Origin of the sequence: Glaciihabitans sp. INWT7, assembly GCF_014217685.1 — a bacterium.
GTDB lineage: Bacteria > Actinomycetota > Actinomycetes > Actinomycetales > Microbacteriaceae > Lacisediminihabitans.
In genome coordinates this window covers 66,304-81,087 of the sequence record NZ_CP043654.1, presented here as the reverse complement: position 1 = coordinate 81,087, position 14,784 = coordinate 66,304, and the positions used below count along the sequence as shown (strand labels likewise).

The 14,784-nt window shown below is 60.7% G+C and carries 11 protein-coding genes and 1 pseudogene; 11 read left to right on the top strand and 1 reads right to left on the bottom strand.

What is annotated here, in order from left to right; all coding sequences use genetic code 11:
- Positions 1–33 precede the first annotated feature (33 nt).
- The 6 genes from F1C58_RS16535 (at position 34) to F1C58_RS16505 (ending at position 8,685) form a co-directional block, all read left to right on the top strand.
- On the top strand, positions 34–3,366 hold the full coding sequence (locus tag F1C58_RS16535) for an RHS repeat-associated core domain-containing protein (protein ID WP_185204222.1): 3,333 nt from the start codon (positions 34–36) through the stop codon (positions 3,364–3,366).
- A 280-nt stretch (positions 3,367–3,646) separates the two neighbouring features.
- Positions 3,647–3,931, top strand: coding sequence for an RHS repeat-associated core domain-containing protein (locus tag F1C58_RS16530; protein ID WP_185204364.1), 285 nt, complete (start codon positions 3,647–3,649; stop codon positions 3,929–3,931).
- Between the two features lie 36 nt (positions 3,932–3,967).
- Positions 3,968–5,112, top strand: a protein-coding gene (locus F1C58_RS16525) for an IS3 family transposase (protein WP_185200817.1) whose coding sequence is annotated in 2 segments (ribosomal slippage) — positions 3,968–4,247 and positions 4,247–5,112 — 1,146 coding nt in all. Because the reading frame shifts where the segments join, the coding sequence is not laid out codon by codon here.
- Between the two features lie 124 nt (positions 5,113–5,236).
- Positions 5,237–6,529 (top strand): IS256 family transposase, encoded by a 1,293-nt coding sequence (locus F1C58_RS16520; protein WP_185201280.1) that lies wholly within the window; start codon positions 5,237–5,239, stop codon positions 6,527–6,529.
- A gap of 677 nt (positions 6,530–7,206) precedes the next feature.
- Entirely contained in the window at positions 7,207–7,893 is a 687-nt protein-coding gene (locus F1C58_RS16510) for a GAF and ANTAR domain-containing protein (RefSeq protein ID WP_185204359.1), read from the top strand.
- A gap of 27 nt (positions 7,894–7,920) precedes the next feature.
- On the top strand, positions 7,921–8,685 hold the full coding sequence (locus tag F1C58_RS16505) for a GAF and ANTAR domain-containing protein (RefSeq protein WP_185204358.1): 765 nt from the start codon (positions 7,921–7,923) through the stop codon (positions 8,683–8,685).
- Between the two features lie 97 nt (positions 8,686–8,782).
- Here F1C58_RS16505 and F1C58_RS16500 read toward each other — a convergent pair whose 3' ends face one another.
- On the bottom strand, positions 8,783–10,075 hold the full coding sequence (locus tag F1C58_RS16500; protein ID WP_185201280.1) for an IS256 family transposase: 1,293 nt from the start codon (positions 10,073–10,075) through the stop codon (positions 8,783–8,785).
- A gap of 764 nt (positions 10,076–10,839) precedes the next feature.
- Between F1C58_RS16500 and F1C58_RS16495 the strand changes: the two genes are divergently transcribed.
- The 5 genes and pseudogenes from F1C58_RS16495 (at position 10,840) to F1C58_RS16475 (ending at position 14,729) form a co-directional block, all read left to right on the top strand.
- Positions 10,840–11,154, top strand: coding sequence for an ATP-dependent DNA ligase (locus F1C58_RS16495; RefSeq protein WP_185204357.1), 315 nt, complete (start codon positions 10,840–10,842; stop codon positions 11,152–11,154).
- A 173-nt stretch (positions 11,155–11,327) separates the two neighbouring features.
- Positions 11,328–11,990 (top strand): hypothetical protein, encoded by a 663-nt coding sequence (locus F1C58_RS16490; protein WP_185204356.1) that lies wholly within the window; start codon positions 11,328–11,330, stop codon positions 11,988–11,990.
- 618 nt (positions 11,991–12,608) lie between these two features.
- A protein-coding gene (locus F1C58_RS16485; protein ID WP_185201831.1) for an IS3 family transposase occupies positions 12,609–13,843 on the top strand; the annotation gives its coding sequence in 2 pieces (ribosomal slippage) (positions 12,609–12,918 and positions 12,918–13,843; 1,236 coding nt in all).
- A gap of 40 nt (positions 13,844–13,883) precedes the next feature.
- Positions 13,884–14,222 (top strand): annotated as a pseudogene (locus F1C58_RS16480) (winged helix-turn-helix transcriptional regulator); the annotation flags it as partial.
- Between the two features lie 237 nt (positions 14,223–14,459).
- Positions 14,460–14,729, top strand: coding sequence for a hypothetical protein (locus tag F1C58_RS16475; RefSeq protein WP_185204354.1), 270 nt, complete (start codon positions 14,460–14,462; stop codon positions 14,727–14,729).
- Positions 14,730–14,784 lie beyond the last annotated feature (55 nt).

The window sequence follows — 14,784 nt, the reverse complement described above, 5'->3', positions numbered from 1 at the left end:
ACCTTGTCGGTGGTGTCGGATGTGGAGTCAGTGGTGACCGTTTCACACGTTTCCTCTCGCATGCGCGGGATTTTAGCTGCGTCGGTTTCGTTGGTACTAGCGGTGGGCCTGGTGGGCGCGATTCCGTTGGCGGCGTCGGCGTCTCCGTTGCCGGCACCAACTGTGGTGGGGATGACCGGGGCACGGCCGTCGGCGACTCGTTTGTCGTTTCCGATCAGTGACCAGGTGTTGGCGGCGGTGGATGTGGGGACTGGGAATCTTGAGGTGGCGACCCGGGCGATGACGTTGCCGGGAGTGACCTCCACTGTCCCGTTGACGGCAGTGTTCAACTCGATGTCCCAGGTAGTGGGCAGCACCTCAACCCCGGCGGCGAATAAGTGGATTGCCAGCGCCGGCGGTGCGGGCACCGTAACCCGGAATTCGACTTCCGGGGCGATCGTGTTGGTGACCGCGGATGGGGCCACCTGGTCCTTCACCCCGGTGACCGGCTCTACGGTGGCGTTCACCTCTCCGGCCGGTTTCCAGGCCACGCTTGCGGCGCAGCTGACCGGCGGGACAGTGAGCGGCTACACCCTCACCTCTTATGTGTCGCAAACCGTGGAAGCGTTCGATTCGAATGGGTTGGGTAAAACGATCACCGATCGGAACGGGAACGTCACCACATTCGGGTTCGACCCGTACGGGCATCCCACCAACGTGGTGTCTTCGGCTGGTCCGGTTGCTGCGCGCACGGCGACGATCGCTTACAACGCGGCCACGTTCACCGAAACCGTCACGCAGACGAATGGGGCGTTGACCCGCACGGTGAAGTACATCAAAAATTCGGTATCGAATTTGACCAGCATTGTTGATGCGATGGGCAACAGCACCGCGTTCACCTACACCTCCGGCAATCTGACCCAGATCATTTCCGTCACCGGTGCCGAAACAGATTTCGCCTATGACGGGACCGGTCGAATCACCCAGGTCGATCAGCACAACACCACTACTGGGTCCCCGGGAACGACGACGACCCGTCTGACCTACCCGTCGGCCGGCCAGACTTTGGTTGCCGGGCCGAACACGTCCACCGGGACTGCCGTTGCGTCGGGTCCGCACTTTACCTATACGATCGGCGCCGGCTTTCTGGTGTCGAAAGCAACGGATCAGATGGGTCGGGAACGGTCGGCCACGTACAGTCCCACAAATCTTGCACCAGCCACATCGACCAGCGGTAACACTGCTACCACCCCGCCGGCCGGGTCCACCCCGACCGGAACCTCCACGAACACCTTCGGTGCGAACGCCGGCCAATCGTTGACCGCGGCCGCCGCTCCGGGCGGTGCCACTCGAACGGCCGCGTATGCGAACACGGGCAGCAGCGCTTACCTTCCCTCGTCGACCAGCAGTGATTCGGGGGATCAGACGGTGTATCACTACACCGGCTCCGGCAATGTGGACTCAACCACCAACTCGACTCTCGCCGCGACCGCAGCGTTGACCTACAACATCAACGGCACGGTAGCGACAGCGACCGCGCCGAACAACGCAGCGGTCGGAGCAACCCCGGCGAACCCCACCCAATACGGGTATGACCCGTACACATTCCAGCTGATGTCGGTCACCCCGCCCACCGGCACGAGCCTGGGGGTGAAGGCGCTCACCTATGACGGGTTCGGGCGCTTGGCGACGATCACCGACGGGCGCGGGAACACCACCAGCTACACGTACGACAAAATCGACCGAAAGTTAACCACCGCGTTTTCCAGCGGACTTGCGACGGTGACGAACACGTACAACACTGCCGGGCAGCATTTGACCGGTGTGTCGGCGGCCGGGACGATCACGAACACCTACGACCAACTCGGCCGACTGCTGACGACGGTGAACACGGCCGGCGGCGGTACCGAAACGTACACCTACGACAAAGCATCGAACCTGGTTACCACCACTGACGGGCTCGGGACGATCACGAACACCTACGACGTGTCCAACGTGCTGATCGATATGAAATACCCGCACAACGGGTCCTTCCAACATTTGGTTTTCAAAACCGATGACCAAGGGCGACGCACCGACCAATACCTGCAGGCTGATTCGACCGGCACCTATTGGCAAGGTCATGTGCACACCACCTACGACACTTCCGGGCGGATCTCCGGGTTGAGCGCAGCCACCGGGCCAGCACCCACCACCGTCACCCCGGTGCTGGACATGAGCTACTGCTACAACACGGCTAGTCCCGCCCCGACCTGCGCAACGGGGACTTCGACGGATCGGTCGAAGTTGCAGTGGCAGAAAGACAACCTCACCGGGCAAGTGACCGCTTTCAGCTACGACAGCGGCGGACGACTCCTCACGGTGACCCAGTCCGGCGGGGCCACGAACAACACGTACTCGTATACGTACGACGCGGACGGGAACCGGAAAACAGCGGTCGTCACCGGATCAAACCCGGCCACCCAGTCCCTGACCTTCAACGCCGCGAACCAGATCACCAACAGCGGGTACGCCTATGACGGGGCCGGGAATTTGACCGCCACACCGACAGCTTCGTATACCTACAACGCGGCGGAGCAGATGACCCAGGCGGTCACCGGCGGGGTGACCAGCACCTACACGTACGCCGGGGCGTCCCAATCGCAGGTCCTCTCCGAAACAAGAGGCGGATCCTCGCCAATCAGCACGAAGCTTGTGTATGGGCGCACCGGTGCGAACGGGTTACCGGAGATTGAGCAATACAGCATCAACGGGAACCAGGCGTACGTGTTCGATGACCCCACTACCGGGCAGCCACTCGGGATTGTGACCTCCGCCGATCAGGCCTGCATGCTCGTCTTTGATGGGACCGATAACCCGGTCGGACTTCTGACCAACAGCGCCACCGTGTCGTTCACCTACAAATACGACCCGTGGGGGGTGCAAACCCTCACCGCAGGTGGGACCGGCAACGGGGCTCCGCAGAATCCGTACGCATTCCATGCGGGGATCAAAGACCCCGGCTCCGGCCTGGTCAAATTCGGCCTTCGTTGGTACAACCCGACCACCGGCACCTGGACCCAACAAGACACGTTGGACGCGCCCTTGGACCCCGCGAACGCCAACCGGTACGCCTACGCCGGAGACGACCCCATCAACAATTTGGATCCAACTGGCAGAGACCTAATAGGCCTCTCATGCGCTAGTGAGATCTCCGTGGGCGCCGCGGCAGTAGTAGGAGCCGTTAGCGGACTTGTGGCCGCCGGACTCGCGGATATTTTTACTGCAGGGATAGCTGCTATAGCAACGCCAGCTGAGGCGACGTTGGGTGCCGGCCTGATCGCAGGCGGAGTGCTATTGATCGGCGACGGCATCAACAGCTGTAACGGCACTGGTCTCAACCAGTAACCGTGGAAGATCGAACCAGGCGCTTCCGAGGAGTGAATATGTCACGGGGACAACGAAAAGGAGCTCAAGCGGCACTCGTCGTAAGTTTCATAGCCCTCGGCGTGGCCGTGCTGGCCATGGTTTGGCTGACCATCGCTGCCGTCATCGGAGAAGTCCCATGGGGAACATGGGCATTCGCCTTTGTAGTGACCGGTCTACTAGGTTTGTTCTTAGGCCGGATTAGACGTCGGATGAATTCAGGCGCCTCCACTTCGGATACGAAGGATGATCAGTCCCGGACATAAACGCGGCGGTCCTGGCCAGCGAATCGCCTGAAATTCGTTCCGTCACCGCCGGTGGGACCGGCAATGGGGCCCCGCAGAATCCGTACGCATTCCACGCGGGGATCAAAGACCCCGGCTCCGGGCTGGTCAAGTTCGGGCTCCGCTGGTACAACCCCGTGACCGGAACCTGGACCCAACAAGACACGTTAGATTCACCGGTCGATCCCGCGAACGCGAACCGGTACGCCTACGCCGGCGACGACCCGATCAACGGGACTGCCCCCGGTTTGGTTGACTCTTGACCTGTGGAGATTCGTCTCCGCTGGAAGGATGTCACCATGCCCAAGCCCTACCCGCCCGAGTTCCGCCGCGATGTTGTCGCGGTCGCTCGCAAGCACGAAGCCCCGCTGAACCAGATCGCGAAGGACTTCGGAATTTCGGAGTCGTGTCTGGCGTACTGGCTGAAGAAAGCCGACGTCGAAGAGGGGGTGAAGCCTGGCGTGACGGAGAAGGAGTCGGCTGAGCTGCGGGAGGCGCGGAAACGGATCCGGCTGCTGGAGCAGGAAGCCGAGGTAATGCGCCGCGCCGTCGCCTACCTCTCCCGGGATGTCAACCCAAAATGATGTACCCGCTGGTCCGCGAACTGGCCGTCGACGGAGTCCCCGTCACGGTGACCTGCCGGGTATTGCGCTTCTCCAAACAAGCCTTCTATCAGTGGCTCCGAAACCCCGTCTCGCAACGTGATTGGGACGACGCTCACCTGACCAACGCGGCGTGGGACGCCCACCGGGACGACCCCGCGTTCGGCTACCGGTTCATCAGCGACGAACTCAACCAGGCTGGCCTGAAGGCGGGCGAGAACCGGGTTTGGCGGCTCTGCTCCCAGCAGCGGCTCTGGTCCGTGTTCGCGAAGAAACGCGGCCTGAGGGGCAAAGCCGGCCCGCCCGTGCATGACGACCATGTCCAGCGGAACTTCACCGCGACACGCCCTAACCAGCTGTGGTTGACGGACATCACCGAGCATCGCACCGACGAAGGCAAAATCTACCTCTGCGCGATCAAGGACGTGTGGTCGAACAAGATCGTCGGCTACTCCATCGACTCCCGAATGAAAGCATCCCTGGCGGTCGCTGCGGCCCGCAACGCAATCGGGCAACGCGACATCGCCGGCACGATTCTGCACTCCGACCGCGGCTCTCAATTCCGCTCCAACGCCTTCGTGCGGGTGTTGAAGAACAACGCCATCACCGGGTCGATGGGCCGCGTCGGCGCATGCGGCGACAACGCCGCGATGGAGTCCTTCTTCGCCCTCCTGCAAAAGAACGTCCTCGACCGGCAACGATGGGCCACGAGGGAAGAGCTACGCCTCGCGATCGTGGTCTGGATCGAGCGAACCTACCATCGCAAGCGTCGGCAACGCCGCCTCGGCAAACTCACCCCGATCGAGTTTGAGACAATAAACATGGCCCTCAACGCCGCGTGAAACCACTAACCCACCGAGTCAACTGAACTCGGGGCAGTCCCGATCCGGGGTCTGTAAGAAATCTTGTGTAATTGGTTCGGCGTGACATCCGCGGCTGGGAGCTGTGGGATGGGAACAATGACGCATGAGCAGAGATATTCAGAAGCATCTTCGCTTTGATCCTGAGACGGGCCGGCCGTTGCCGGCGGAGACCGATTTCGCCGCGTTAGCGGCGGAGCTCGTCGAGTCGGCTAAGGGGCAGGGCATCGAGTTGACTGGGCCGAATGGGCTCCTGACGGGGTTGACCCGGCAGGTGTTGCAGACAGCTCTTGAGGTCGAGATGTCTGACCATCTGGGTTATGACAAGCACGACTTCGACGGCCGCAACGGGCAGAACTCGAGGAACGGGTCGACGCCGAAAACGTTGCGGACCGAGATCGGTGAAGTGACGGTCCAGATTCCGAGGGATCGGCAGGGAACTTTCGAGCCGGCGATCGTGCCGAAATATCAGCGTCGCATCGCGGGCTTCGATGAGGCCGTCGTCTCGCTATATGCGAAAGGGCTCACGACCGGCGATATCCAGGCCCACCTCTCCGACGTGTATGGGCAAGATATCTCCCGGGAGCTGGTGTCGAAAGTCACCGACCGGGTCGTGGCCGACATGGAGGTGTGGCAGGCAAGGCCCCTGGATCCGGTGTATCCAGTGATCCTCATCGACGCGATCGTGATGAAGGTTCGGGATGGGCAGGTCGGCAACCGACCCGTGTATGTGGCGCTCGGAATCGATCTTGATGGCCATCGCGACGTTCTGGGCATGTGGGTTGGACCGACCGGTGGTGAGGGATCGAAGCAATGGATGAACATGCTCACCGAGCTGAAGAACCGCGGCGTCGCCGATGTCCTGTTCGTCTGTTGTGACGGGCTGAAGGGCCTGCCGGACTCGATCCTCGCGACCTGGCCGATGGCGACCGTTCAAACTTGTGTCGTGCATTTGGTGCGCAACAGCCTGCGGTTCGCGTCCAGGAAGTATTGGAAACCGATCGCGGAGAGGTTGAAGCAGGTCTACCAGGCGCCGACGGTGAAGGCGGCAGAGCAACGCTTCGACGAGTTTGCGAAGGAATGGGAACCCATCTACCCGGCGATGATCGCGATGTGGCGGCGGTCGTGGGGTGAGTTCACCCCGTTTCTCGACTACCCGTTAGAGATCAGGAAGCTCATCTATACGACAAACGGGATCGAGTCGTTGAACGCGAGATTCAGAGCCGCGACCAGGCGTCGCGGCCACTTCCCCAACGAACAATCCGCACTGAAAGTGATGTATCTCGCGATCATCGAACGACGCCACAACCGGGCCAATCCGACAGGCGAGATCAACGGGTGGAAAGCTATTCTTAACACCCTCGCAATGACCTACGGCGACCGCCTAGGACTCAACTAGCCGATGACCAGTTACACAAGAAATCTGACAGACCCGCACCTGGTCAATTTCGGCTAGCGAGGTTGAAATGTGTTGGAGGGCGGAACCCATCGTCTCGAACGTTTCCCACACAAACTTGTCTGCGATTTGCATCCCTTCGAATTGGCCGGCCCGTTCATCCACGAACGCCACCATCCGCCCGGCGGTTCCTTCCGGGATACGACTATCGCAAACCCTCCACGAGTGCGGCGAAACCAGTTCGAGAATCAACGCTTCGTCAAACAGTTGCCGCATGCCCGAGCCCGCGCCGGTGCAGGTGCAGGTAATACGGCAATCTTCGGCAAGATTTGTAGGAGAAACGGGTGCGTGAAACATAGAGTCCTAGATTCGATTGCGAAATCAACCGACACCGGGGGCAAGAGTGACTGGGGTAAGTGTGCCGCCCACGACCAGCGAAGTCAATCAATACCGCGGTGGCATGTTCTCTGACCCCAGACCGATAAAAGTTACGACCTCTCGCCGAACCATCTCGCCGAACCATCTCGCCTAACCGTCTCGTGCGGACGTGTCTGTGACGGATGGGTGCGTATGCGATATCGTTGCAGGACTGTCCCGGCCCCTGGCAGCTCCACTGCGAGAGGTCTCAATGTTTTCCTGTTCACTACCCCTGTCCATGCCAGCGGATCACCGCGACGGTGATGATGGCTGACACAAGTGGGAACCCCACTGCGGGGCGCAATCCGGCGAGACTGGATTTGTGTCAGCCGTTCCTCAACGACCTCCCCATCTCGGGAGCTTCGGTCACCGTGATCAGTTCCTCGGGAGCTCAAGTGGCGTTGTGCGCAAGCGATGCGGTCGCCGCTCGCCTCGATGAAATCCAGTTCGAGTTAGGTGAAGGACCCCAATGGGTTGCCAGCACAACCGGCACCGTTGTGCTGCTGCCTGACATCGCTTCTGTGTCCCACGATCGATGGCCGATATTTGCCGCATCGATGGGGCAGCTGAAGGTGGGGGCCATCTTCTCCATCCCCATACGAATGGGAGCAGCCACTGTGGGCGCTGCCACGTTATATCGGGACAGTCCTGGTGGATTGGATGAAGACCATCAATCATCCGCTCTCGCTATTGCCTCCGCAATCGCAAGCACCGCCGTGCAACGAGCGATGACTTTCGCCACCGACGATGTTTCCGAATCGGTAGCAGTACCGGCGCTGCGCCGGGAAGTGCATCAAGCGACAGGCATGATCCTGATCCAACTGGATACCACCGCAACCATCGCCTATTCACGGTTGCAGGCCTACGCCTTCGCTCAAGGACGCACCGTCCTCTCAGTCGCACGCGACGTGGTTACCCGCACTCTCGCATTTGATAACTTGCCCCTCTAAACCCTCACCAAGCAGGAGACGATCAGGATGACCGCCAATAGCAGGGAAGCTCAGCTCAGTGCTGCGTTCGTAAAACTCGCCGATACCCTCGTCACTGACTTTGATGTGGTCGACCTCCTCCACTGGCTGGTCGAGGAATGCACACGCATCCTGGATACCGAAGCAGGAGGACTGCTCCTCGTCGACGCCGTCGGAGAGTTGCAACTCATCGCCTCCACCAGCGAAGAAGCGCAACTTGTCGAAGTCCTCCAACTCGCCGCAGGCGAAGGGCCCTGCCTCGACTGCTTCCACACCGGCACAGCAGTCACCGTCGGCGACATGCAGGACAACGCCGGAAAGTGGCCCAAATTCAGTGCCGAAGCCATTCGACAAGGCTTCTTCTCCGTACACGCAACACCATTGCGACTGCGCGGTCAGATCATCGGCACAATGAACTTATTCAGCACCCACACCGGAGAACTGAACCCGGCCGACATCGCCGTAGCTCAAGCGTTAGCAGACGTCGCCACCATCGGCATCCTTCAAGAACGCACCATCAAAAGCTCCAGCATCATCACCGCGCAACTTCAACATGCCCTCGATTCTCGGATTCTGATCGAACAAGCCAAGGGAGTTCTCGCCGCCACCTCCGGAATGACCATGAACGATGCCTTCGTCGCAATTCGCGCCCACGCCAGAAACAACAACCTCACCCTGGCAAAGGTCGCAGACGGGGTAATCGCACGCACCTTGGACGTCAGCACCAGCACCAGCACCAGCACCACCACCAGCACCACCACCACCAGCAAATGAATTAGGTCTGCCCCGCAAGGACCGAAAAGGATCAAAGCGCGGGCCCAGTTTTCGCTCCACAAGGGTCTGTCAGATTTCTTGTGTAACTGGTCATCGGCTAGTTGAGTCCTAGGCGGTCGCCGTAGGTCATTGCGAGGGTGTTAAGAATAGCTTTCCACCCGTTGATCTCGCCTGTCGGATTGGCCCGGTTGTGGCGTCGTTCGATGATCGCGAGATACATCACTTTCAGTGCGGATTGTTCGTTGGGGAAGTGGCCGCGACGCCTGGTCGCGGCTCTGAATCTCGCGTTCAACGACTCGATCCCGTTTGTCGTATAGATGAGCTTCCTGATCTCTAACGGGTAGTCGAGAAACGGGGTGAACTCACCCCACGACCGCCGCCACATCGCGATCATCGCCGGGTAGATGGGTTCCCATTCCTTCGCAAACTCGTCGAAGCGTTGCTCTGCCGCCTTCACCGTCGGCGCCTGGTAGACCTGCTTCAACCTCTCCGCGATCGGTTTCCAATACTTCCTGGACGCGAACCGCAGGCTGTTGCGCACCAAATGCACGACACAGGTTTGAACGGTCGCCATCGGCCAGGTCGCGAGGATCGAGTCCGGCAGGCCCTTCAGCCCGTCACAACAGACGAACAGGACATCGGCGACGCCGCGGTTCTTCAGCTCGGTGAGCATGTTCATCCATTGCTTCGATCCCTCACCACCGGTCGGTCCAACCCACATGCCCAGAACGTCGCGGTGGCCATCGAGGTCGATTCCGAGCGCCACATACACGGGTCGGTTGCCGACCTGCCCATCCCGAACCTTCATCACGATCGCGTCGATGAGGATCACTGGATACACCGGATCCAGGGGCCTTGCCTGCCACACCTCCATGTCGGCCACGACCCGGTCGGTGACTTTCGACACCAGCTCCCGGGAGATATCTTGCCCATACACGTCGGAGAGGTGGGCCTGGATATCGCCGGTCGTGAGCCCTTTCGCATAAAGCGAGACGACGGCCTCATCGAAGCCCGCGATGCGACGCTGATATTTCGGCACGATCGCCGGCTCGAAAGTTCCCTGCCGATCCCTCGGAATCTGGACCGTCACTTCACCGATCTCGGTCCGCAACGTTTTCGGCGTCGACCCGTTCCTCGAGTTCTGCCCGTTGCGGCCGTCGAAGTCGTGCTTGTCATAACCCAGATGGTCAGACATCTCGACCTCAAGAGCTGTCTGCAACACCTGCCGGGTCAACCCCGTCAGGAGCCCATTCGGCCCAGTCAACTCGATGCCCTGCCCCTTAGCCGACTCGACGAGCTCCGCCGCTAACGCGGCGAAATCGGTCTCCGCCGGCAACGGCCGGCCCGTCTCAGGATCAAAGCGAAGATGCTTCTGAATATCTCTGCTCATGCGTCATTGTTCCCATCCCACAGCTCCCAGCCGCGGATGTCACGCCGAACCAATTACACAAGATTTCTTACAGACCCCTCCACAATGTTTGAGGATCCTCTGACGTATCCCCGTTGGGCGGCGGCGAACCGGTTTTCCGCGTTCGCGCTATCAGGCCGGTTCTTCGATCGCTCCCTGAGTTTCGATGCTGTCTCACTCCCTTGGGCCGAATGAGTTGGTCAGAGACGGCAGAGCGTGGCCAGAATTTCGAGATCGACAGCCACAGTGGAACACGAACAGCAGGGTGGCGCAGGTCACCGTGCGTAACTGGCCATTGCCTTGCTGCTCGCGCACACCGACACACGCACAACTACGGCGGCGTAGCCTTCTGTTGTTGCTCTAGATCCTGGCGGCGGACTGTATCCGTGCTCTGTCAAGAAAGAACAATGATGATTCCCCTCAAACGGCCACTACTCACCAGTACCCGCGAGGGGTGGTTGAAAACGCTGTTGGTGCCTGGCACTGTCAGTCGCCGCTGGCATCTCGGACCACACACTGTCAGTGTGATGTGCGACGCGGCCCGGTCCTGGTGGCTTCGATGAGCACATCAATCACCGCCTCATCCGACACACCTCCCGTGATAGCCGCGGGATGTCATCGGTTTGCGCCCGTCGCGGCCCGTGATGAAGTCGGACAGAGCGAGCAAACACGAAGCGACGCGGTAGTCAGCGTTCTCCGCGACTGGGTCCACAATCCGGGCAGAAACTACGTCGAAGGGATCTCCGATGGGTCAACTCGTTTACGGTAACGCCAACCCCGGAATCGAATTCCACGACCGAACCCTCGCCCATCTCCAGATCGTGATCATGATCAAACTGCGTCGCGGCGAATCGTTCGGATTCTGCTTCGACCATGGAGCCAGCGCGGGCAGCGGCCGGACCACAATATGGCTCTCCCCCGCCATCCCACTGCAATTCATCTATCTAGGCAGCAGAGATCCCTCGATCAACAAACTGTGGCTCGAGGCTCTGGCCGCCTCCTCGAACAGCGCGGCAGGCCTTCGCGTGATCGTCGAACCACCCCAGCAACTTGACCTCTAAACAAAAGCAGTACCGCCGCTTCGAACCCAGCGGGACGACCACCGGGCGGAGTTTCCCGCCCTCGTGAGAGCACTCTTTAGACCACTTTTGGGCCGGAAGGGCCGCCCGTAAGGGGAACCATGACCGGGCGGTTGAGGGTGGTGCTCTCGATGAGCCAACCGTAGAGTGCTGGCATGACTTTGAACCCGGCCACTTCCGTGCCACCTGTGGTTTCAGCGATGGCAGCTCAACAGGGTGAGCAGCGGACCATTGGTGCGTACCTTCCGCTGAAAGGTGCGGCATTCGTGAGGGTGATGAATCCCGTACGATCCGACGTCGCCCCGCGAGCATCGTGGGCATCGATCGCAGGCGGAGGCTTCGTTGTTGACGCGACGACCGAGTGGTACGACGTGGCGGACGATCGATCCAACGGTCGACCGGATGAAGGGTCGCTCGATCCTGAAACGGCGCGTAGCCTGGCCAGGATCCTTCGCGCTCACACGACGACCCCCGCCGAGTGCTTCTTCCTCGTTTGGGAAGGATACGCGGGATTTCAGGACGATCTTCGTCCCGCGGTGACGATTGAGCTCACCCCGGGCCGACCGATGTTGGTTCTCTCCGGTGACCTCGATGATGGCAGCGAATCTGTCGAAGAAACGCCACGGTCTCGCACCCCACAGTGGTGGGTCCCAGCTGACGGGGCTTGGCTGGTCGGAAACGACATCTATGGGATGAGCGTCTATGTCGCTGGTACCGAGGATGCGATCGATCAGATCCTCGCTGACGAGACCATCGAGGCCTATCGAGCAACACCCTCAATGGGAATCATTGCGGAAGAGTTCGCGCCAGAAACCTAACTCGATCGACGCTGCCCCAGTCTTCACCCGCCGAGCATGCCGACCTCGTGTCAGAAGCGGAACCCTCAGCGGGAATGGGTTGGTGCTCACGGTCCGCCCACGACTTCGACCTTGAAGCCGGTTGAACGACGTCACGGATGAAGATCACGTTGCCTAATGCGAGTGGGTAATCACGGCACCCAGGATCGCGTACGCCGCCCCGATTCCCAACGCGATAAACAACCGCCCAACGACTGAGCGAAACCACGGTACGGCGGCGATTGCGACGAACATGAGTACTCCGGCGCTAATTGTGCAACCCACAGCGATGTTCACATGGCGCGAATCGACGCCAAACCCGCCGCCGGTGCATCCACTTATCCCGCACCAAGTGAGTCCAGCCACTGACCAAAGTGGCACCCCGAGCACGAATGCCAAAGGTACGGTCCACCACAAGTGCTTCGCCCTCGATTTGCCGCGGTCGGCGACTTTGCTGTCACTCATGGCTAATCCAAGTAACCGCCTTGCTCGATCCCTGCGGGAATGAAGACCATCCCGACTGCGGCATTCGCGGGACTTAACCCCGGTTCTTGGACACGCTGATTCCAGCACGATGCTGGGGAAGCGAGAATTCAAGAGATGGCTAGGAAGAGTTACACGGACGAGTTTCGTCGGCGGGCGGTGGATTTATACGAGTCCACGCCTGGTGCGACGGTGAAGGGCATCGCGGCTGATCTGGGAATTTCCCGTGGTGCGTTGAAGGAATGGGTGGGCAGGCTCGGCTCCGAAGTAACGGTGCCCGGGACTGCGTTCCTCGGGTCTGCGAGGCGATCCGAGTCGCACGCTGGGAGGGTTGTCCGGTTGGAGGCGGAGCTGGCTGCGTCTCGCGCTGAGGCCCGCAAGCTCGAAACGGAGCGAGACATTCTCCGTCAGGCGGCGAAGTATTTCGCCGGGGAGACGAACTGGTGACCCGCTTCCAGTTCGTCGAGGATCACAAGGGCGCCTATGGCGTGAAGCGGTTGTGTGAGGGTGTCGAGGTGTCTAGGTCATCGTTCTACGCGTGGCTGGTCGCCGCGCCCGCTCGGGCCGGCAGGGCTGCCGCGGACGCGGCATTAGCCGCAAAGATCCGGCAGGTGCAGGACCCGGTCCAGGGTGGTGATCGCGCTTACGGTGTCCCCAGAGTCACTGCCGACCTGAACGAGAACGCGGCCGGCGGGCAACGGGTCAACCACAAGCGTGTGGCGCGCGTGATGCGCCAGGAAGGACTGGCGGGGATTCGGTTGCGCCGCCGGGTGAAGACCACAATCCCGGACCAGTCGGGCAGGAAGTTCCCCGATCTGGTGGGCCGCGACTTCACCGCTGAGAGCCCGAACCTCCGCTACGTGGGCGACATCACCTACCTGCCCATCGCTGACGGCACGAACCTCTACCTCGCCACGGTGATCGACCTGTGTTCCAGGAAGCTGCCCGGCTGGGCGATGGCTGACCATATGCGCACCGAGCTTGTCGAAGACGCGTTGAGGGCCGCCTGGCATCAACGCGGCTCGCTGCGCGGTGCGGTCTTTCACTCGGATCATGGGTCGGTCTATACCTCGAAGGACTACGCGCGTCTCTGCACGGGCATGGGTGTGACTCAGTCGATGGGCGCGGTTGGCTCCAGTGCGGACAACGCCCTCGCGGAGTCGTTCAACGCGTCGCTGAAACGCGAGCTCCTCGACGGTGTCCCAACATTTCCCGACCAAGCGACCGCCTACCGGGCCGTGTTCCGCTGGGCGACCCGCTACAACACCCGTCGCCGGCACTCCGCGATCGGCAACATCAGCCCCGACGCATACGAAACCATCGTGTCCGCTACGCTCACGAAAGCGGCATAAACCGAAACGACACCGTGTCCAAGAACAAGGGCCAAGGCCCCGCGATGTGCTCAGCCGCGTGGGCGACAAATGGTCAGTCCTAGTCATCGTCGAGCTTGCCTCCGGCGTTCGACGCTTCCGCGAACTGCAACGAGCGATCGACGGAATCTCGCAACGCATGCTCACCCTCACCGTTCGCCGCCTGGAACGCGACGGCTTGGTCACGCGGACTGTCTACCCGACCGTCCCCGCACAGGTCACCTACGAACTGACCGCTACCGGGAGCAGCCTCACCCACCTGGTGAAACAACTCGCAGATTGGTCGCTCGAACACCGCGACAGCATCGGACAGTCACGGACCGCCTACGACGCCCAGAATCCCGACCACGACATCCGCTGAACGCCATTCGGTGCCTGGTCTGCGCAAATAGGCTGCGCTTGGTCTCGATTCTTCGATGCCACTCGACCATCGAGATGGCAATTGCCGCTGGTGGAACCGTAAACGCCTATCGGGAGGCGACCTGGATCCTTGCTTGCTGGTAGGAAATTCTTACCCCTGTCGAGTGCCCACCAAGCAATGTTTCTGCACTCTTCGCCGCGGGATCTTGCAGCCCTATTTCTTGATCGGAGCAGTGCCGTGGCCGACTCTGGCCATGATTTCAGCGGTAAGTTGATTTTCGTTTTGCCAAAGAATGAAGGACCCCTTATTCCTGATGAGGGGCGGGCGATTGATACGATAACCGGCCCGGTCAAGGTCCACCGCGAGGCCTTTCCCGAACATTTGGAGTCGAGCCACAGCAACACAAATCAGGACAACCGACGCGGCAGCTCCTGCACATGCAGCCTCTTCCACGTTGCCCCCGCTGATGGCCGCGCAGACCAACGCAATCACAACCAGAAATGGTGACGGGGCTGCGAATATGGACAAAAGTCGTATTGATGAAAAGCGAAGCGCATAGTCG